The organism is Vibrio sp. 03-59-1, from assembly GCF_013114135.1.
GTDB classification, from domain to species: Bacteria; Pseudomonadota; Gammaproteobacteria; order Enterobacterales; family Vibrionaceae; genus Vibrio; species Vibrio cortegadensis.
In genome coordinates, this window is sequence record NZ_VTYA01000003.1 from 251104 (window position 1) to 270457 (window position 19354).

Here is a 19354-nt window from a genome sequence, read left to right on the forward strand (position 1 = left end):
AAAACATGATGAAAGCAGCGGGTCTTGGCCTTATCGTATTAAGCTCTTCTTTATTTGCTCAAGCTGCGGAAGCTGCTCAGAAAGTTGGTTATGTTAATACTGCTCAAGTATTCCAAGAGCTACCTCAACGTGAAATCGTACTGCAAAAATTGCAAGAAGAGTTCAAAGATAAAGCGGCTGAACTACAAGCGATTCAAGCTGAAGCAGCAACAAAAATTGAAAAACTTAAGCGTGATGGTGAGCTACTAGGTCCAGACGAAGTTGAAAAACTACGTATTGAAATTGGTCAACTTCAGAGCAATTACAAAATCAAAGGACAAGCTTTAGAGAAGGCGACTCAACGTCGCGAAGCTCAAGAGAAGCAAAAACTATTTAAGCAAATTCAAGCAGCAGTAAAAGCGGTTGCTGAAAAAGAAGGTTACGATCTGATCGTTGATATTCAAGCTATGCAATATGGTAAGCCTGAATTTAATGTGTCAGAACTGGTTATTAAGCAATTAAAATAAGAACGTTATGCCACAACTCACTTTAGCCGAATTGGCCGTAATTACCGGGGGAGAGCTCTACGGTGAAGGTGATCAAATCATCTCATCGGTTGCTCCTATGGATAAAGCAAAACAAGGAGAAATCACTTTTCTTTCGAATGCAAAATACAGCAAGCATTTAGCTGATTGCTGTGCATCTGCCATTATGGTTAAGGCGGCGGAAAGAGAACTTTGTCAGACAAATGTTATTGTTGTGGATGACCCCTATGTTGCTTTTGCTAAAGTCGCTCAAGCTTTAGATTTAACACCTGCAGCGGCTGAAGGTATTGCACCTTCTGCCGTTGTTGCTAGCGATGCCATTATTGGTGAAAACGTCTCTATTGGTGCAAATGCAGTGATTGAATCTGGAGCTGAACTCGGCGATGGTGCTGTTATCGGTGCAGGTTGCTTTATTGGTCAAAAAGCCAAAATCGGTGCTAACACTCAGTTATGGTCGAATGTAAGTATCTATCATGATGTTGAGCTTGGAAACGATTGTTTAGTTCAAGCAAACACAGTGATTGGCTCTGATGGTTTTGGTTATGCGAATGAGAAAGGCGAGTGGATAAAAATTCCCCAAGTCGGCTCTGTTCGTATTGGTAACCGTGTTGAAATCGGCTCTTGTACGACGATCGATCGCGGTGCATTAGATGATACCATTGTGGACGATAACGTGATTTTGGATAACCAACTCCAAATTGCTCATAATGTTCACATCGGATATGGTTCTGCGATTGCAGGTGGTACTATTATCGCTGGCAGCACTAATATCGGTAAATACTGTATTATTGGTGGTGGTTGTGTGATTAATGGTCACATTGAAATCGTCGATGGAGTAACGATCACCGGTATGGGTATGGTCATGCGCTCAATCAAAGAGAAAGGCATGTACTCTTCTGGTATCCCATTGCAAACCAATAAAGAGTGGCGTAAAACAGCGACTCGCGTACATCGAATTGACGATATGAATAAGCGATTAAAAGCTGTCGAGAAGTTAATCGATAGAAATGTGGAATCGTAATACCATATTTATTGAAGAAGGCTCGCGATGTGCGGGTCTTTTTCGTCTATAATCGCAAATAATTAATTAAGTATTAGAATAGGAATATGACTTTGACTACTGAAAAGAAAACGATGAATATCACTGAAATTCAGGAGCTTTTGCCTCATCGCTACCCATTTTTGTTGATCGATCGTGTTGTTGACTTTGAAGAAGCGAAGCACCTAACGGCAATTAAAAATGTTTCCGTTAACGAACCACAGTTTACTGGTCATTTTCCTCAGCTTCCGGTTTTTCCTGGTGTTTTGATTCTTGAAGCTATGGCTCAAGCGACAGGTTTACTTGCTTTCAAATCGTTTGGTGCGCCATCTGAGAATGAGCTTTATTACTTTGCAAGTGTAGATAAAGCGAAGTTCCGTAAACCGGTTGTCCCAGGTGATCAAATGATCATTGAAGTAGAATTCATTAAAGAACGTCGTGGTATTGCTCAATTTAATGGTGTCGCTCGTGTAGATGGCGACGTTGTTTGTTCCGCTGAACTTAAGTGTGCACGTAGAGAGTTTTAATATGATTCATGAAACCGCTCAAATCCACCCTTCTGCTGTCGTTGAAGAGGGTGCCAAAATCGGCGCTAATGTTACGGTAGGGCCTTTCACCTATATTACAGGCAACGTAGAAATTGGCGATGGGACAGAAGTTATGTCTCACGTAGTGATCAAGGGACCTACAGTTATTGGTAAAGATAACCGTATTTTCCCATTCGCGGTTGTTGGTGAAGAGTGTCAAGATAAAAAGTATCAAGGCGAAGATACACGTCTAGTTGTAGGCGATAGAAATATCATTCGTGAAAGTGTACAGATGCATCGTGGTACTGTTCAAGATAAAGGTGTGACTACCGTTGGTAGTGATAACTTATTTTGTGTCAATGTCCATATCGCGCATGACTGTGTTGTCGGCGATAACATCATCATGGGTAACAATGCAACTCTTGCGGGACATGTAACTGTGGATGATTACGCGATAGTTTCTGCCTTATCTCCAGTACACCAATTCTGTACCGTTGGCGCTCATAGCTTTATTGGTGGTGCGTCGGTTGTGGTTCAAGATGTGCCGCCATATGTAATGGCTCAAGGTAACCATGCAAAACCATTTGGTATCAATATCGAAGGGTTAAAGCGTCGCGGATTTGAAAAGAAAGAGATCCATGCTATTCGCCGTGCTTATAAAGCGCTTTACCGCAATGGCAATACTTTAGAAGAAGCAAAAGTCGAGATTAACAGCGAACTTGCAGAGTTCCCTGTACTACAAGGATTCCTTGATATCTTTGAGAAATCGACGCGTGGCATTATTCGCTAAGTATTATTCTTTTCTTTCCTCTGTACCATTATTTACCAAGTACTGTGATTGAGTATTCAGTTGCTATTGCTGTCAATAAAGATCGCTGTTTTCAGCGGTCTTTTTGTGTTTTTAGATTGGTATGATTTATGCCACCGTTATTGGGATAAGTGACATGTTAAACGCAAAAAAACCACTACGCATTGGAATCGTCGCTGGAGAACTTTCTGGTGATACTTTAGGTGAAGGTTTTATTCAATCGATTAAACAGCAATATCCGGATGCTGAATTCGTGGGCATTGGTGGCCCTAAGATGATCGCTTCAGGCTGCGAATCTCTGTTTGATATGGAAGAATTGGCAGTCATGGGACTTGTTGAAGTCCTAGGTCGATTACCAAGGTTATTGAAAGTAAAGCATCAGCTAGTTGAGTATTTTACGCAAAATCCACCAGATGTTTTTATCGGTATTGATGCACCTGATTTTAATCTTCGATTAGAAAAAACGCTCAAAGATGCAGGAATAAAAACCGTGCATTATGTCAGCCCTTCTGTGTGGGCATGGCGACCAAAGCGCATATTTAAAATTGATGCCGCGACGGATTTAGTGTTGGCATTTCTGCCTTTCGAGAAAGCTTTCTATGATAAATATAATGTAGCTTGTGAGTTTATCGGCCACACTCTTGCTGATGCGATCCCATTAGTAAGTGATCAACGCGCGGCTCGTGAACTGCTGAATTTAGATCAAGATCGTCAATGGCTTGCAGTGCTACCAGGGAGTCGTGGAGGAGAGGTAGCATTGATTGCTAAACCTTTCATCGAGACTTGCCAGCGTATTCATGCTAAGCACCCTGAGATGGGGTTTGTTGTTGCTGCTGTGAACAAAAAACGCCGAGAGCAATTTGAATCAATATGGAAAGAGGCGGCACCTGAGCTGGATTTCGTTATCATTGAAGATACCGCAAGAAATGTTATGACTGCTTCAGATGCGGTTTTACTTGCATCTGGTACCGTTGCGCTTGAATGTATGTTGGTGAAGCGACCAATGGTTGTTGGTTATCAAGTCAATAAACTCACTGGCTGGATTGCACAAAAGCTATCGATTACTGAATTTGTATCATTGCCAAATGTGCTTGCGGGTAAAGAGTTGGTTAAAGAGTTCATTCAAGAAGAGTGCCATCCTGATTTCCTTTATCCCGCAATGGAAGAAGTACTGGCTAATGATAACGTTGAATTGATTCAATCATTTACTGAAATGCATCAGTGGATACGTAAGGATGCGGATACACAAGCCGCAAATGCAGTGCTCAATTTGATTGGTTTACAAACAGATTAATATGACAGATAAAAAATCGATGAAAAAAACCGTAAAAGAGAAACAAGAACTGCCTGAATTTGAATATCCTACGGGGTATTCCCTTGTTGCGGGTATTGATGAAGTAGGCCGCGGTCCACTGGTTGGCGATGTGGTGACAGCGGCTGTGATTCTCGATCCGAATAATCCAATTGAAGGGCTAACGGACTCAAAGAAACTATCAGAAAAAAAACGCCTCGCACTTTACCCTGAGATTAAAGAAAAAGCCCTAGCATGGGCGGTGGGGCGCTGCTCTCCAGAAGAGATCGATCAATTTAATATTCTGCAAGCGACGATGGTTGCGATGCAGCGTGCAATAGAAGGGTTAGCTATTCAGCCAGAGCTTGCTCTCATTGATGGAAACCGAGTGCCGACGTTATCAATGGACGCCATTGCTGTAGTGAAAGGCGACCTTCGAGTTCAAGAGATCAGTGCGGCCTCTATCATCGCTAAAGTGGTTCGTGATCAAGAGATGGAAGATCTGGATAAACTTCATCCTGAATTTGGTTTTGCGCAGCACAAAGGGTATCCAACCAAAGCCCATTTTGCTGCTATCGAACAACATGGTGTCATCGACCAGCACCGTAAGAGTTTCAAACCAGTTAAAAGAGCTCTGGGTATCGAATAAAAGCTGCTATACAATGCTTCTCTACGTAAATAAGTCAATTCAGTGCTTATTTACGGCCATATTCTGGTTAATTCAGGTTCCATATCCACTGAATTAACAATTGATTAGATTATTTAGAACTCAAATTATTTATGTCAGACCCTAAGTTTATACATTTACGTGTTCACAGTGATTTCTCGATGATCGACGGCCTGTCGAAAGTGCCGCCGTTGGTCAAAAAGGTCGCGGAAATGGGCATGCCAGCGCTTGCATTAACCGATTTTACTAACCTATGTGGTTTGGTGAAATTTTATGGGACAGCACACAATTGTGGTATCAAGCCGATCATTGGTGCTGATTTCATGATGCAGTCGCCGGAGTTTGGTGATGAGCTGACAAAGTTGACTATTCTTGCTTCCGATAATGTTGGATATAACAACTTAACACTATTGATTTCAGAAGCTTATCAACGTGGGCATGTTCAGCATATCCCCGTGATTGATAAAGAGTGGCTCGTTAATCACAAGCAAGGTCTGATTATCCTATCTGGCGCGAAAAGTGGTGAGATTGGAAAAGCATTGTTGAAGGGGAATGCCGAAATTGTCGGACAGTGTGTCGAATTCTACAAAACGCACTTTCCAGACCGCTTTTATTTGGAGCTGATTCGAACAGGCAGACCAGATGAAGAAGCCTATCTGCATTTCGCTTTAGAGCTCTCAGAGCAAACCGATTTGCCTGTCGTAGCAACCAATGAAGTTGTCTTCCTGACTGAAGACCTGTTTGACGCCCATGAAATTCGCGTGGCGATCCATGATGGCTTTACAATGGTCGATCCTCGTCGCCCTAAGAACTACAGCGCACAGCAATACTTACGTACTGAAGAAGAGATGTGCGAGTTGTTCTCGGACATTCCTGAAGCACTAGCCAACTCGGTGGAAATTGCTAAACGCTGTAATGTAACAGTGCGTCTTGGGGAGTACTTCTTACCTAACTTCCCAACCGAAGGTCTTAAAATTGAAGACTATCTGATTAAGAAGTCAGAAGAAGGGTTAGAAAGACGATTGGCATTCTTGTTCCCGGACGAAAAAGTTCGTGAAGAGAGAAGACCAGAGTACGATGAGCGTTTGAAGATCGAACTTGAAGTTGTCAATGACATGGGGTTCCCAGGTTACTTCTTGATCGTAATGGAGTTCATCCAGTGGTCGAAAGATAATGATGTTCCAGTAGGCCCTGGTCGTGGTTCTGGTGCAGGTTCACTTGTCGCTTATGCTCTTGATATTACTGACTTAGACCCCTTGGAGTACGATCTTCTATTTGAACGTTTCCTGAACCCTGAACGTGTCTCCATGCCCGATTTCGATATCGACTTTTGTATGGATAAACGTGACCAAGTGATTGATCACGTAGCGGAAATGTATGGTCGAGATGCGGTATCTCAGATTATCACCTTTGGAACCATGGCAGCAAAAGCGGTTATTCGTGATGTTGGACGTGTTCTCGGTCACCCGTTTGGCTTTGTCGATCGTATCTCAAAAATGATCCCGCCAGATCCGGGAATGACGCTAGAAAAAGCGTTCAAAGCGGAACCTTCGCTGCCTGAATTGTATGATGCCGATGAAGAAGTTCGAGAACTTATTGATAAGTGCCGAATTCTAGAAGGTTGTACCCGAAATGCGGGTAAACACGCGGGTGGGGTTGTAATCTCGCCAACGACGATTACCGATTTTGCTCCTATTTATTGTGATGCCGACGGTAACTTCCCTGTTACACAGTTTGATAAAAATGACGTTGAAACCGCCGGTCTGGTTAAGTTCGACTTCTTAGGTTTAAGAACATTAACCATCATCGATTGGGCGTTGGGGTTAGTGAACCCTCGCTTAGAAAAAGAGGGTAAAGCCCCGGTTCGTATCGATTCTATTCCGTTGGATGATCCTGCTTCATTCAGGTTGCTGCAAAACTCAGAAACCACGGCGGTATTCCAATTAGAATCTCGCGGAATGAAAGATCTGATCAAGCGTCTGCAACCTGACTGTTTTGAAGATATTATCGCATTGGTTGCACTATTCCGTCCGGGGCCGTTGCAATCGGGCATGGTAGATAACTTTATCGACCGTAAACATGGTCGTGAAGCGGTATCTTATCCTGATGAAAAATGGCAACACGACTCACTGAAAGAGACGCTTGAGCCTACTTATGGCATTATCTTGTATCAAGAACAAGTTATGCAAATCGCCCAGATTCTTGCTGGTTATACCTTAGGCGGAGCAGATATGCTGCGTCGTGCGATGGGTAAGAAAAAACCAGAAGAGATGGCGAAACAACGTGGTACTTTTGAAGAAGGTGCGATAGCCAACGGTGTCGACGGCGAGCTGTCGATGAAAATCTTCGACTTGGTTGAAAAGTTCGCAGGTTATGGCTTCAACAAATCTCACTCAGCCGCATACGCGCTGGTTTCGTACCAAACTTTATGGCTGAAAACTCATTACCCTGCTGAATTTATGGCGGCGGTGATGACAGCAGATATGGATAACACAGAAAAAGTCATTGGCTTAGTCGATGAATGTCTGCGTATGAAATTGACGTTACTACCACCGGATATCAACTCCGGTCTTTATCGGTTTAATGTCGATGAAAATGGTGCCATCGTTTATGGTATTGGCGCGATAAAAGGGGTGGGTGAAGGCCCTATTGAAGTGATTATCGCGGCACGAGAAAAGGGCGGTCACTTTAAAGATCTCTTTGATTTTTGTGCGCGAATTGATTTGAAAAAAGTCAATAAACGAGTGATCGAGAAGCTGATTTATTCTGGCGCTCTCGATCGCCTTGGGCCACACCGAGCTGCTATGATGGCGTCATTAAATGATGCAGTAAAAGCGGCGAGCCAACACCATCAAGCAGAAGCGTTTGGTCAGGCGGATATGTTCGGCGTATTAACGGATGCCCCTGAAGAAGTTGAGCAAAAATATACTCAAGTTCCGAAATGGCCTGAAAAAGTATGGCTGGAAGGTGAGCGCGAAACTTTAGGGCTTTATTTGACCGGGCACCCAATTAATGCATATATAAAGGAACTTGCTAAGTACACTAGTTGTCGACTAACTGATGCGACCCCGACAAGACGGGATCAATCGGTGACCATTGCGGGTTTGGTGATCGCCGCACGAGTGATGACGACCAAACGAGGTACGCGAATAGGATTGATGACCATTGATGACCGATCAGGTCGAATGGAAGTGATGTTATTCTCAGATGCCTTAGAAAGGTATGCTGAATTGCTAGAAAAAGACAAAATATTAGTCATTTCTGGACAGGTCAGCTTTGATGACTTCAATGGTGGGCTTAAAATGTCCGCGCGCGAAGTTATGGATCTTGGAGAAGCACGAGAAAAATACGCTCGTGGTTTGTCTATTTCTATTGAACAATCACAAGTCGATGAGAAATTTTTTGAGCGCTTTAGTCAAATCTTAGAGCCTCACCGAGCGGGAACTGTTCCCGTCAATGTATACTACCAACGTTCCGACGCAAGAGCGCGGTTGTCTCTTGGTACAGAGTGGAGAGTGACTCCTTCTGATACATTACTAGATGAATTAAAACTGCTACTTGGAAATGGCCAAGTGGAACTCGAATTTAACTAAAATTTAGCTCCAACTTTCGGAGAGCTGAGTAAAAAAGGATTCATAGATGAGCCTAAACTTTCTAGAATTTGAAAAGCCTATCGCTGAACTAGAAGCAAAAATTGAAGCTTTACGTGATGTATCTCGCCATGGTGGCGACGCAGCGGTCGATCTAGACAAAGAAATTGAACAACTAGAGAAAAAAAGCTTAGAGCTTAAAAAGAAAATCTTTAGTGATCTTGGTGCGTGGCAAGTGGCGCAACTTGCACGCCACCCGCAACGTCCGTATACCAAAGATTACCTAGAGCATGCCTTCACCGAGTTTGAAGAACTGGCTGGTGATCGTGCGTTTGCTGATGATAAAGCAATTGTTGGCGGTATGGCTCGTTTAGATGGTCGTCCAGTGATGGTTATTGGTCATCAAAAAGGTCGTGAAACAAAAGAAAAAGTGATTCGCAACTTTGGTATGCCAAAACCTGAAGGCTACCGTAAAGCATTACGCTTAATGGAAATGGCTGAGCGTTTTAACATGCCAATTATCACTTTCATTGATACCGCTGGAGCCTATCCAGGCGTTGGTGCTGAAGAGCGTGGTCAATCAGAAGCTATTGCTAAAAACTTAAAAGTAATGGCAGGTTTAACTGTGCCTGTTATTTGTAACGTTGTTGGCGAAGGTGGTTCTGGTGGTGCATTGGCGATCGGTGTCGGCGATTACGTTAACATGCTGCAATACTCGACGTATTCCGTGATCTCTCCTGAAGGTTGTGCTTCAATTCTATGGCGCGATTCAGATAAAGCGCCACAAGCTGCTGAAGCGATGGGGCTTGTTGCTCCTCGCCTTAAAGAGCTTGAGTTGATTGATGATATTATCGATGAACCACTAGGTGGCGCACATCGTGACCCAATCCAAATGGCTGCGAATATGAAAGCAACATTGGTTAAACAACTGGCTGAATTAGAGCAATTTGATCAAGATACGCTGCTTGAACGTCGCTACCAACGATTAATGAGCTACGGTTACTGTTAATCGCTCGTAAGACATATTGATATTGGAAAGGCTAGATGGTTATCTAGCCTTTTTTTGTGGATGCAGTTTCACCATCTATCTTATATTGATTATCCACTTGTCGCAGGCTAGGATACTTTCGTCTATTTGATACGGATTGTTGTTAGTCATCCAGATTCTGTTCAATAGCACGGATTATCCATACTCTTGGCTCTCTATTTAGGCTCTCTATGCGTTCATCTATGTTCGACACTTTTACTCAATCAATTAATCAATATCGTCAACCGGAATCCAAAATTATTCTAGGGTTAAGCGGCGGAATGGACTCTAGGGTTATGCTGGATTTATTGGCTCAATTTCAACGAGACAATCGAGATGTTGAGTGCTTGGCAGTCCATGTTCATCATGGTTTGAGTGAACATGCTGATGAGTGGGCAAAAAAGTGTGTAACGTGGTGTGGTGATAACAATATTCCAGTTGTGGTCGAAAAAGTGCAGCTTGATCTGAATGATGGCGACAGTATTGAGAAGCAAGCGAGGGATGCTCGTTATGCGGTACTGAGTACGCATATGTCAAAGCATGACCTTCTGCTCACCGGTCAGCATGCCGATGATCAACTTGAAACCTTTCTGCTAGCTTTAAAGCGAGGAAGTGGGCCGAGAGGACTGTCCTGTATGGCTGAGTCGATGCCATTTAGCCAAGGACAATTATTACGCCCTCTGTTACAAGTTCCACGTTCGGTGATTGAATCGTACATTCGAACCAAGGAGCTTGATTGGGTAGAAGATGAAAGCAATCAAGACACTCGTTATGATCGCAATTTCATTCGCCATCAAATTGCTCCGAGTTTACTCCAGCGTTGGCCTGAATTAAGGGCGACGGTTCATCGTAGTGCTCAACTGTGTGCGGAACAAGAGTCATTATTGGATGAATTACTGGCAGATCGATACTCAAGTCTTGTCGATGAGTTCATGGGTTTAGATATCAAGCAGCTTGGTAAACAGAGTGATCGTGTTCGTTCCCGATTGATTCGCATGTGGTTTGAAAATATGCAGCAGGTGATGCCTAGTCGTCACCACCTTGAACTGATTTGGAAACAAGTCGCCAATGCCCAGCAAGATGCTAACCCTATACTAAACTTACCTCACGGGCAGGTTCGTCGTTATCAGAATAAGCTTTTCTTTGTTGAGCATGTTCAAGATGTGAGTGATTGGCAGCATGCTCTTGAACTCGATAAGTCGTTGTTTTTGCCAGATGGGTTAGGAGAAGTATCCTTAATTGCATCCAGTTCGACTCAGTTGAAGGCTCGTGAAAGTTTAACTGAGCCACCGAATTTATCGTTTGAGAAAACGGCAGGCATTACAATGCAATTAACCCTACCAAAAGGGCAGGAATCTAGCTGTTATGTGCACTTCGCTCCGGAAGGATTGGTTGCTCACCCTGAGGGAAGAGGGCATAGCCGGAAATTGAAAAAATTGTTTCAAGAATATGGTGTGCCGAGTTGGCAGCGTAGGCGGATCCCTATTTTGATGTTGGATGATCAGGTTGTCGCCGTACTCGGCCTATTTGTGGATAAACACTTTTCTGGTCAAGATTGTGAACTCGTCTGGGACAAGTAGGTTAATTTCATGCCACAATTGTATATATATTCATATAAATAATAACAAAGATAGGTAAAGCAATGAAAAAAGTCGTGATTGGATTGATGTTAGGTCTTGGCCTTTTAAGTAGCAATGTTATGGCTGGTGATATCGCCGCAGGTAAGACAAAAGCCGCTATTTGCGCAGCTTGTCACGGCCCAGATGGCGTTGCTATGATCCCTGGTTACCCGAATCTTAAAGGTCAGAATGAGCAGTATATTGTATCGTCACTAAATGCATATAAAGCAAAACAGCGTAATGGTGGCCTTGCGGTTGTCATGCAGGCTCAAGCAGCAATGCTGAATGATGCTGATATTGCTAACTTAGCGGCGTACTACGCAAGTCTTAAGTAATTCAATTACCAAGGTTTTCATGAATAAGAATCTAAGCCAGAGCTTGTTAGCTCTGGCTTTTTTTAGATTGAATGTTTTGTATAGCTATCCGATAATAGCGAAATTAATAAAGTTAAGGGATGAACATGAAAAAGATTGAAGCCATCATTAAGCCGTTTAAATTGGACGATGTACGTGAAGCTCTAGCGGATGTAGGGATCACGGGAATGACAGTATCTGAAGTGAAGGGTTTTGGCCGTCAGAAAGGGCATACAGAACTTTATCGTGGTGCTGAATACATGGTTGATTTTTTACCTAAGGTAAAACTGGAAATTGTGGTCATTGACGATGTCGCTGATCAATGTGTTGATACCATTATTGAAACGGCACAAACGGGTAAAATAGGTGATGGTAAAATATTCATCACTGAAGTTGAACGCGTGGTTCGAATTCGAACTGGTGAAGAAGACGAAGAAGCCGTATAAGAATATCAAAGGAGCCGTAAGGCTCCTTTTTTGATTGCACAAATTTCCCGTATAACGGTGTTAGCGTCTCTGTTTTAAAGTGGTAGAAGTACGCTCTCAGCCTTATTTGATGAGACCTCGAAGCGAACCGTGTTGAGTCGATATTATTTTTAATAGGATAGGTAATGAAAAAAGTACTGGTAAGTGTTTTGTCTATCGTAGCTTTGGTTTTGCTTGGGTTTTCTTTGCTTTTTTCCGTACCGCCGACACCTGAAGTGATCTCCTCTGCTGCTGGTTCAAATCAAAAGTCATTACAGTGTTTTGATAACCCATCGCCAGAAGCCATTGACCAAAATGGCGAGCTAAATGTGTTAGTTTGGAATATCTATAAGCAGCAGCGTTCCAATTGGCGCGAAGAGTTGGAATCGCTAAGTGAGTATCGCCAACTGATGTTGTTGCAAGAAGCGAGCATGACAGATGAGTTAAAAGGTTGGATTGCGGAACAGTCTTGGGGAAGTAATCAAGTCAATGCATTTGAAGTTTTTAATGTGGGTGCTGGAGTATTAAACCTAGCGACAAACCTACCAATTCAGGCGTGTGCTTATACGGACCTTGAGCCTTGGTTGCGATTACCTAAATCGGCATTGAGAGCTTATTATCAACTCTCTGATGGTAGTACTTTAGGTGTGATTAACGTACATGCAGTGAATTTTACTTTTGGAACACAAGAGTACCAGCAGCAGTTGAACAAACTCGAAAAATCCATTCGAGATCATAAAGGACCATTGATTGTCGCTGGAGATTTCAATAGTTGGAGTGATGCTCGCGTTCAAGCCATGAAGAATTCATTGAGAGAGCTCGGGGTACAGGAAGTGCATTTTAATCCGGATAATCGAACTCAGTTTGTAACGGGGCTCACTTTGGATCATATCTTTTATCGAGGGTTAGAGCTAAAAAACGCAAAAGCGCCCATGACGGACGCTTCGGATCATAACCCCTTGCAGGTTAGCTTTAAGTTAGTGGAAACAGACTAACCAAGCAGAGACATGACGAGAATGTAGAATGCCCAGATCACGTAGTAACCAACCCAAGGAAGGGCTGAAATAACGAGAGCTTGCCCACGCTCAAATTCAGTCCAAGTCAATACAGCGGCGTAACCAAGGACAATATACCAAGGCATAAGCAGTGGCAGTGAGCTCGCAAATTGTGACCATTCATGTGTCAATGGCAGTTTAAGCAATCCATTCAGGCTATTTAAATCCGCTGCATAGATCATGACTTGCCCATGCTTCAGTAGCAAACTCACGTAGCTCGCAAAATCACCAATGACCGCCGGGAACATGATCACAGATGCTGCTGCAAACCAACGCCAAAAGCTGTGCTTATGCTGGCTAGGCTTAGTGGCTAAATTAAACCAGAAAGCGAGCATGAGAATAGACATCGTACGTCCTGCGACATCACTGATGATCTCACTTGCGAGTAGTGTATTACTGTCTAATAGTTTTAACTGTTCAGGGTTAACAATCGCCAGTTGAGTTGAAAGTGCCGCACTTAGCCATTCAAAATTGACGTTCGCAAAGTAAGCGCCCCAAAATAAAAACGGGCTCAGAATCAGGATAATATAAGGTTGCCAGCCCCAAGCGCCTCGTTGATACAAAGCGAGGAAGCAAGACGTTGGCGATCGAAAAATATCGACCAACATAATTAAAGGGTTACTTGAAGGGGTCATACACTTACCTTGGTTACATCAACATATAATTTGAGTTTTTGGCCTGGTTGTAGATATTTTTTGCCAACCAGTCCATTCCATTTCGCAATATCGTTACTTTTTACTTTGAATTTACTCGCGATGCCACTCAACGTATCGCCAGAACGCACGCTATAAAAAACGGTGCGAATAATGGCACCCTCGCTGCCGTTTTTCCAGATGACAAGCTCTTGGCCAATACGAAGCGTATCTCTAGGGCCCATGCCATTCCACTTTGCTAGCGATTGGTGTGACACTTTATTTGCACGTGCAATTGTCCATAAACTGTCACCCGATTTAACTTTGTGGGTAAGCTTGTACTTACCGCGAGACGTTGCCTGAGTTTTCGCTAAGCGGTTAGAAGCACTAAGCGCATAGGCTTTATCGTCTTTGGTTGAGGTAGGGATCATCAGAAACTTACCAACACGAATGCTATTGTTGCTCATGCCGTTGGCTGAACGAATAACCTTGGTGGTGGTATTGTATTTTTTTGCTAGAACACTGAGGCTATCGCCTGATTTGATTTTATACCTAACTAATTTCATTCCCTTACCGCGATTCGCAGCAACGTGTTGATTGAAATTGGCAACATTCTCTATGGGTAGCAAAAACTGATATGGTCCATCTGGCGCAGTTGCCCACTGGTTATAGGCTGGGTTATAGCTTTGTAACTCTTTTACACTCATGCCTGCGTATTTAGCGGCAATGGCCAGGTCAAGCTGTTCATTTGGATCTACGAGCTGTAGCACTGGCGTGTTAGATATTGCAGGAAGTTTCAAACCGTATTTATCTTTGTTTGCGATAACATCTGCCAGCGCAAGCAATTTAGGTACATATCCACTGGTCTCTTTAGGAAGATCTAAAGAGAAGAAATCAATCGGTTTTCCCGCTTTTCTATTTTTTCGAATGGCACTTGATACTCGACCCCCGCCACTGTTATAAGCGGCAATCGCATGGTTCCAATTACCATCAAAGCGGTTATTTAAATAGGTTAGATAATCAAGAGCGGCATCGGTAGCGGCATCGACATCGCGGCGGCCATCATACCAAAAGTTCTGTTTTAAGCCGTACATCTTCCCAGTGCCGGGAACAAATTGCCACAATCCGGCAGCACTGCCGTGAGAATAGGCAAAAGCATCAAATGAACTCTCAACAACAGGAAGCAGGGCTAACTCAAGGGGGAGTCCTCTTGCTTCGATTTTTTCAGTGATGAGATATAGAAAAGGAGTCGCACGTTGAGAAACGGTTTTCAAATGATTTGGGTGTTTTAAGTACCAAGTTCGGTAGTAGTCGACACTTTTATGATTTGGAACATCAAGCTCAAGCTGCATCGCGATACGTTGCCAAACATCGTCTTGGCTTTGTGGTGTCGCTTTTACAGGAGTGGAGGTTAATTCTGTAGTTAGCGTTGGCTGTTGCGTCGCTGAGCTATCAGTATCCATGGCAGATGCACTTTGTTGTGTTTGAGTTGCCTCATCAACGACATTTGATTCATCTTGAGATGTATTGTTATTCGACTGAGTTAATTGGCAACCCGATAGTAGTAATGCCAAAACCCAGCTGTACTTAGCTCGCATTGATACAGCCTTTTTAATTTACGGCTGCTGATAATACTTGCCACTTCATACCAGTGACAAGTATCAAATCGTTAAAATTCGTTTTTCCACTCACGTAATGCAGTAAAAATTGACAGAGGATCGGTTTGTTGAGTTCTGCTTGATACTGATTTCATAATGCTTGGCTGTGTGTAGCGCAAGAATGGATTGATCCACTTTTCTTGGCGTAACGTCGTAGGAATGGTGGAGAGGTTTTGTGCTCTTAAGCGGTTGACCTGCTCTCTATATTGATGAAGTAGATCGTTGTCTGGTTCTACCGCTAATGCAAATGCGAGGTTACTGGCGGTATATTCATGCGCACAGTAAATTTCAGTCTCTTGCGGAAGTGAGAGAATTTTATTGAGTGAATCAAACATCTGTTGTGGTGTGCCTTCAAATATACGACCACAACCTGCCGAGAACAGAACATCCCCACAGAAGAGTTTTCCATCACCCACATAGCCAATGTGACCTTTAGTATGCCCTGGTAGGCCAAGCACTAAGAATACTTCGCCAAATAGCTCCAACTGATCGCCATCTTCCATTGGGTGGGTAAGGGTAGGAATGGGTTCATGTTTAGGCCCAACAACATCAATGGTTGGGTACTGTCTAACGAGCTCAGGCACTCCTCCAATATGATCATTGTGATGGTGAGTGATAATAATGGCATCGAGAGTGAGATCGTGCTCTTTTATGTAGGCTAAAACCGGTTTTGAGTCACCAGGATCGACAACAGCGCAACGTCGATCGCTATTTTGAATTAGCCAGATGTAATTGTCATTAAATGCGGGTATGCTTTTGATATGTAACATTGTCGATTCTCCAGCCTCTAAATGTGAGACAGGTTATTAATGAAGCCAGCACGTAGCCCGAAAAAGCTTGAAAAGCCCTATTCATGGTCGGAAATAAAAAACGGCCAGTGGGTATGTGAATCTATCCAAACTCGGCTTGATGAGTGGTGCCCTAAACTATTTGGCTATCATATGCTAAAACTTGGCGGGCTGAGTTGTGAGCTTGCCAGTTGCACCTGTAATATTCAACATCAAGTTAACTTAGATTTGAAAAATCCGCTGCACAATGTGATAGCGGATGCGAATCACCTTCCTTTTTTGGAAAAAAGCTTTGATACGGTCGTGCTCGCGCATCAGTTAGATTACGCCAACGATCCACATCGAATATTACGCGAAGTTGATCGGGTAATGATGGATGACGGGTATTTGATCATCACTGGCTATAACCCTTTTAGTTTTACCGGGCTGGCAAGCTTGTTTCCATGGCGGAAGAATAATTTTCCGTGGAGTGGTCGAATGTACACACCGAATCGAATCAAAGATTGGTTGGGTGTGCTTAATTATCAAGTGGTGCATTGTGATACCTATGCGCTGTTTCCGATGCAAAGATATCAAACGATGTGGACTTGGCTTGAGAATAGCTTGGGTGATTGGGCATCCCCGATGGGCAGCATGTACTTTATCGTCGCCAGAAAAAGAACCTACCCACTCAAACCGCTTAAACCTCATTGGAAGCTTAAGCGTCGTTTATCGCCATTAGGGGTAAATTATAGCGTGGGTAAAGATAAGCCATAGACTTAACTGGTCGGTTGGTAGCCGACATCCTCTTCCGTCGGCGCTTCGGCCGCGGCTCTGGCGATATCATCACAAATTTCGTTTTCACGATGGCCTGCATGGCCTTTTACCCATTTCCATTCAACTTGGTGCCTTGCTGTTTCTGTATCAAGTGCTTTCCAGAGATCTGAATTTTTTACAGGTTTTTTGTCTGATGTCATCCAGTTGCGTTTTTTCCAATTATGGATCCATTGAGTGATCCCTTGTCTTACATATTGGCTATCCGTAGTAAGCACAACTTGGCAGGGCTCTTTTAACGTTTGCAACGCCACCACCGCGGCAAGCATTTCCATGCGATTGTTGGTGGTTAAGGTATACCCTTTGGAGAGCGTTTTTTCGGTCTGTTTATAACGCAATACGATCCCATATCCACCGGGTCCAGGATTACCTAAACAGGAACCATCTGTGAAAATTTCAACTTGTTTAGCCATGATTTGATACTATTAGCAGAAGCACATAATTCACATAGTCTGACATACATATCATTATGAATACCAGTAACAATTCTGAACAGAAACGTATCATCGTATTAGATACGGAAACCACAGGTATGAATACCGAAGGTGGTCCACATTACCTTGGTCATCGCATTATCGAGATTGGCGCGGTGGAGATCATTAACCGTAAATTGACCGGTCGTCATTTTCATGTGTATGTGAAAGCTGATCGAGAGATCCAAGCGGAAGCGGTTGAAGTTCACGGTATAACCGATGAATTCTTGATCGATAAACCCTTCTATCAAGATGTGCATGAAGAGTTCCTTGAGTTTATTAAAGGTGCTGAGCTGGTGGCCCATAACGCTCCCTTCGATACGGGCTTTATGGATTACGAGTTTGAAAAACTTGATCCTGCAATAGGTAAGACGGCTGACTACTGCAAAGTGACAGATACGTTAGCCATGGCGAAGAAGATCTTCCCGGGCAAGCGTAATAACCTTGATATTCTTTGTGATCGATACGGCATAGATAACTCTCACCGAACCCTCCACGGCGCATTGCTCGATGCGGAGATATTGGCTGATGTTTACCTGTTGATGACGGGTGGTCAAACGACGTTACAGTTTAACGCAGGCCAGCAAGGTGGTGTCGACGTCATAAAACGAGCGGATTCTGGACGGAAAGCATTAAAGGTTTTACATGCAACGGCCGATGAACTAGATGCACATCAGTCCCGTTTAGATATCGTTGAAGAGAACGGAAGTTGCCTCTGGCGCATTTAGGAGAATATATGTTGAGGATTTTTGCTACTTTCAGTTTGTTATTGGTCACTTTGAGCGCATGGGCGACACCTGAATCCTCAATGTCGTTACTCGATAATCGATTTCGAGTGGATCCAACGATTGAGCAGATAACATTTGTCATTTATAGAGCTAAAGATTCTCAACCTGTTGTGTTAGTGCGCCCTGATGGTAAAAAATATTACTCATGGCGATCGCCTGATAGCGTCCGTTGGTATCAAGAATCATCGATGGATATTATCTCTATTGATAAACCTATGGCGGGCCCGTGGCAGGCGGTAGGGCAAGTGTCACCCAAGAATAATATTAAATTATTGTCACATCTCACTTTGGGGACAGACCGATTTCCAAATCGTCTGTATAAAACTGAATTCTTAAAGTTTACCGCTCAGCTCAAAACAGGTGATAAACCATTGGTGCTACGTGACTTCTTAGATCGCGTGAAACTAAAGGTGACGTTTACTAAGTTTGTTGAGAATGAAGATGAGTTGGTGAAAGAGGCTCGTCCAATCCCTATTGTGGTTGGTGAATTTCTTGATGACGGTAAACAGTTAGACGAAAAAGCGGGCGATGGTGTGTTTACGGTAGGCTTACCGATAGAAGTTGAGCCAGGTAAATACCGGGTTCGAGTCACGTCAGGTAACGGTGTATTTTTAAGAGCTCAAGAGAGTACGGTATTAGTGTACCCTTCACCGATTTCCACCACGTTTATTCAGTCTAGAAAAGAGGGTGTGGACCATAATATTGTGATCTCAGGAGAGCAAGGGATGATTGCTCCGGGAACGATCGCGGCTCATATTGAACAGCTGACACCGACTGATCTTATCAACTATGTTGAAGGCCAAGCGGAGAAAGAGGCGTTTAAAGTCTCATTGATGCTAGAGAACCACCTTGAACTAGGAAAGTACTCTTGGAATGGGCGCATATTCGCGACAGACGCCGCCACACAGCGCGGCTTGGTTTTTCCAATAAGTGAGCAGACTTATAGTGTCGTAAAAGATGTTGATATAGAAGAGTCGAGGCGTCTTCAAGAAGAGGCGCTTGCCGCGCAGAAAAAGATAGAAATGGAGCAGCAGATGCTTGCAGCCCGTGAAGCGGCAAGGCAGAAAAGTATGATGGTTATTGCGATAGGAAATGTCGTGGTGATCATTTTAGGACTATTAGTGTGGTTCGTGATTGGCAAGATCCGAGCGAAAAAGGCGGCATTACCAGAGATGCAACTTGCTGCTCCAAAGAAATAAGTAAATCGCGGAATTTAAGAAGGGACCTCTATTTAATAG

19 protein-coding genes are annotated in these 19354 nt (G+C 43.4%); 15 read left to right on the plus strand and 4 right to left on the minus strand.

Annotated features, from left to right (window positions below; all coding sequences use genetic code 11):
• The first annotated feature begins 5 nt into the window (after nucleotides 1–5).
• The 12 genes from F0249_RS04590 to F0249_RS04645 all read left to right on the plus strand — a co-directional run bounded on the left by F0249_RS04590 (nucleotide 6) and on the right by F0249_RS04645 (nucleotide 12904).
• On the plus strand, nucleotides 6–506 hold the full coding sequence (locus tag F0249_RS04590; RefSeq protein ID WP_171756020.1) for an OmpH family outer membrane protein: 501 nt from the start codon (nucleotides 6–8) through the stop codon (nucleotides 504–506).
• A gap of 7 nt (nucleotides 507–513) precedes the next feature.
• Nucleotides 514–1545, plus strand: a complete 1032-nt coding sequence (gene lpxD / locus F0249_RS04595; protein ID WP_113799037.1) for a UDP-3-O-(3-hydroxymyristoyl)glucosamine N-acyltransferase — start codon at nucleotides 514–516, stop codon at nucleotides 1543–1545.
• 92 nt (nucleotides 1546–1637) lie between these two features.
• Nucleotides 1638–2090: a 3-hydroxyacyl-ACP dehydratase FabZ gene (gene fabZ / locus F0249_RS04600; protein ID WP_029203513.1), complete on the plus strand. Its 453-nt coding sequence runs from the start codon at nucleotides 1638–1640 to the stop codon at nucleotides 2088–2090.
• A gap of 1 nt (nucleotide 2091) precedes the next feature.
• On the plus strand, nucleotides 2092–2880 hold the full coding sequence (gene lpxA, locus F0249_RS04605; protein WP_253825277.1) for an acyl-ACP--UDP-N-acetylglucosamine O-acyltransferase: 789 nt from the start codon (nucleotides 2092–2094) through the stop codon (nucleotides 2878–2880).
• A 154-nt stretch (nucleotides 2881–3034) separates the two neighbouring features.
• Nucleotides 3035–4192 carry a lipid-A-disaccharide synthase gene (gene lpxB / locus F0249_RS04610; protein WP_171755998.1) on the plus strand — a complete coding sequence of 386 codons (1158 nt, stop codon included), beginning with the start codon at nucleotides 3035–3037 and terminating at the stop codon, nucleotides 4190–4192.
• A gap of 1 nt (nucleotide 4193) precedes the next feature.
• A complete protein-coding gene (gene rnhB / locus F0249_RS04615; protein WP_171755999.1) occupies nucleotides 4194–4838 on the plus strand; it encodes a ribonuclease HII in 645 nt (214 codons plus the stop codon).
• A 131-nt stretch (nucleotides 4839–4969) separates the two neighbouring features.
• Nucleotides 4970–8449 (plus strand): DNA polymerase III subunit alpha, encoded by a 3480-nt coding sequence (dnaE, locus tag F0249_RS04620; protein ID WP_171756000.1) that lies wholly within the window; start codon nucleotides 4970–4972, stop codon nucleotides 8447–8449.
• A gap of 46 nt (nucleotides 8450–8495) precedes the next feature.
• The gene (gene accA / locus F0249_RS04625) at nucleotides 8496–9455 is read left to right on the plus strand and encodes an acetyl-CoA carboxylase carboxyl transferase subunit alpha (RefSeq protein WP_113799033.1); all 960 of its coding nucleotides are present in this window, start codon (nucleotides 8496–8498) and stop codon (nucleotides 9453–9455) included.
• A 209-nt stretch (nucleotides 9456–9664) separates the two neighbouring features.
• Complete coding sequence (gene tilS / locus F0249_RS04630) at nucleotides 9665–11053, plus strand: tRNA lysidine(34) synthetase TilS (protein ID WP_253825278.1); 1389 nt, start codon at nucleotides 9665–9667, stop codon at nucleotides 11051–11053.
• A gap of 62 nt (nucleotides 11054–11115) precedes the next feature.
• Nucleotides 11116–11427 carry a c-type cytochrome gene (locus F0249_RS04635; RefSeq protein ID WP_017053967.1) on the plus strand — a complete coding sequence of 104 codons (312 nt, stop codon included), beginning with the start codon at nucleotides 11116–11118 and terminating at the stop codon, nucleotides 11425–11427.
• A 125-nt stretch (nucleotides 11428–11552) separates the two neighbouring features.
• The gene (glnB, locus tag F0249_RS04640) at nucleotides 11553–11891 is read left to right on the plus strand and encodes a nitrogen regulatory protein P-II (protein WP_171756001.1); all 339 of its coding nucleotides are present in this window, start codon (nucleotides 11553–11555) and stop codon (nucleotides 11889–11891) included.
• Nucleotides 11892–12055: 164 nt separating this feature from the next.
• A complete protein-coding gene (locus tag F0249_RS04645; RefSeq protein WP_171756002.1) occupies nucleotides 12056–12904 on the plus strand; it encodes an endonuclease/exonuclease/phosphatase family protein in 849 nt (282 codons plus the stop codon).
• Here the strand turns inward: F0249_RS04645 and F0249_RS04650 are convergent.
• From F0249_RS04650 to gloB, 3 genes are all read right to left on the minus strand, one after another.
• Nucleotides 12901–13599 carry a YIP1 family protein gene (locus F0249_RS04650; protein WP_017053964.1) on the minus strand — a complete coding sequence of 233 codons (699 nt, stop codon included), beginning with the start codon at nucleotides 13597–13599 and terminating at the stop codon, nucleotides 12901–12903. The two genes, F0249_RS04645 and F0249_RS04650, sit on opposite strands and share 4 nt — an antisense overlap.
• Nucleotides 13596–15194, minus strand: a complete 1599-nt coding sequence (locus tag F0249_RS04655) for a LysM peptidoglycan-binding domain-containing protein (protein ID WP_171756003.1) — start codon at nucleotides 15192–15194, stop codon at nucleotides 13596–13598. Before F0249_RS04655 ends, F0249_RS04650 begins: the two co-directional genes overlap by 4 nt.
• A gap of 71 nt (nucleotides 15195–15265) precedes the next feature.
• A complete protein-coding gene (gloB, locus tag F0249_RS04660) occupies nucleotides 15266–16024 on the minus strand; it encodes a hydroxyacylglutathione hydrolase (protein ID WP_171756004.1) in 759 nt (252 codons plus the stop codon).
• Between the two features lie 39 nt (nucleotides 16025–16063).
• Between gloB and F0249_RS04665 the strand changes: the two genes are divergently transcribed.
• Nucleotides 16064–16798: a class I SAM-dependent methyltransferase gene (locus F0249_RS04665; protein ID WP_017053961.1), complete on the plus strand. Its 735-nt coding sequence runs from the start codon at nucleotides 16064–16066 to the stop codon at nucleotides 16796–16798.
• Nucleotides 16799–16800: 2 nt separating this feature from the next.
• On the opposite strand, the gene rnhA is transcribed toward F0249_RS04665, so the two are convergent.
• Complete coding sequence (rnhA, locus tag F0249_RS04670; protein WP_113799027.1) at nucleotides 16801–17268, minus strand: ribonuclease HI; 468 nt, start codon at nucleotides 17266–17268, stop codon at nucleotides 16801–16803.
• Nucleotides 17269–17324: 56 nt separating this feature from the next.
• Between rnhA and dnaQ the strand changes: the two genes are divergently transcribed.
• Complete coding sequence (dnaQ, locus tag F0249_RS04675) at nucleotides 17325–18056, plus strand: DNA polymerase III subunit epsilon (protein WP_017054254.1); 732 nt, start codon at nucleotides 17325–17327, stop codon at nucleotides 18054–18056.
• Nucleotides 18057–18064: 8 nt separating this feature from the next.
• Complete coding sequence (locus F0249_RS04680; protein WP_017054253.1) at nucleotides 18065–19315, plus strand: TIGR03503 family protein; 1251 nt, start codon at nucleotides 18065–18067, stop codon at nucleotides 19313–19315.
• The last annotated feature ends 39 nt before the right edge of the window (nucleotides 19316–19354 follow it).

Excerpts from the sequence above, each read along its gene's own strand:
- tilS (WP_253825278.1), top strand. The coding sequence starts at position 9,665 with ATGCGTTCATCTATGTTCGACACTTTTACTCAATCAATTAATCAATAT.
- lpxA (WP_253825277.1), top strand. The coding sequence starts at position 2,092 with ATGATTCATGAAACCGCTCAAATCCACCCTTCTGCTGTCGTTGAAGAG.
- rnhA (WP_113799027.1), bottom strand. The coding sequence starts at position 17,268 with ATGGCTAAACAAGTTGAAATTTTCACAGATGGTTCCTGTTTAGGTAAT.
- F0249_RS04635 (WP_017053967.1), top strand. The coding sequence starts at position 11,116 with ATGAAAAAAGTCGTGATTGGATTGATGTTAGGTCTTGGCCTTTTAAGT.
- F0249_RS04645 (WP_171756002.1), top strand. The coding sequence starts at position 12,056 with ATGAAAAAAGTACTGGTAAGTGTTTTGTCTATCGTAGCTTTGGTTTTG.
- F0249_RS04665 (WP_017053961.1), top strand. The coding sequence starts at position 16,064 with ATGAAGCCAGCACGTAGCCCGAAAAAGCTTGAAAAGCCCTATTCATGG.
- F0249_RS04590 (WP_171756020.1), top strand. The coding sequence starts at position 6 with ATGATGAAAGCAGCGGGTCTTGGCCTTATCGTATTAAGCTCTTCTTTA.
- dnaE (WP_171756000.1), top strand. The coding sequence starts at position 4,970 with ATGTCAGACCCTAAGTTTATACATTTACGTGTTCACAGTGATTTCTCG.
- F0249_RS04650 (WP_017053964.1), bottom strand. The coding sequence starts at position 13,599 with ATGACCCCTTCAAGTAACCCTTTAATTATGTTGGTCGATATTTTTCGA.
- accA (WP_113799033.1), top strand. The coding sequence starts at position 8,496 with ATGAGCCTAAACTTTCTAGAATTTGAAAAGCCTATCGCTGAACTAGAA.
- gloB (WP_171756004.1), bottom strand. The coding sequence starts at position 16,024 with ATGTTACATATCAAAAGCATACCCGCATTTAATGACAATTACATCTGG.
- dnaQ (WP_017054254.1), top strand. The coding sequence starts at position 17,325 with ATGAATACCAGTAACAATTCTGAACAGAAACGTATCATCGTATTAGAT.
- rnhB (WP_171755999.1), top strand. The coding sequence starts at position 4,194 with ATGACAGATAAAAAATCGATGAAAAAAACCGTAAAAGAGAAACAAGAA.
- F0249_RS04655 (WP_171756003.1), bottom strand. The coding sequence starts at position 15,194 with ATGCGAGCTAAGTACAGCTGGGTTTTGGCATTACTACTATCGGGTTGC.
- lpxD (WP_113799037.1), top strand. The coding sequence starts at position 514 with ATGCCACAACTCACTTTAGCCGAATTGGCCGTAATTACCGGGGGAGAG.
- F0249_RS04680 (WP_017054253.1), top strand. The coding sequence starts at position 18,065 with ATGTTGAGGATTTTTGCTACTTTCAGTTTGTTATTGGTCACTTTGAGC.
- lpxB (WP_171755998.1), top strand. The coding sequence starts at position 3,035 with ATGTTAAACGCAAAAAAACCACTACGCATTGGAATCGTCGCTGGAGAA.
- glnB (WP_171756001.1), top strand. The coding sequence starts at position 11,553 with ATGAAAAAGATTGAAGCCATCATTAAGCCGTTTAAATTGGACGATGTA.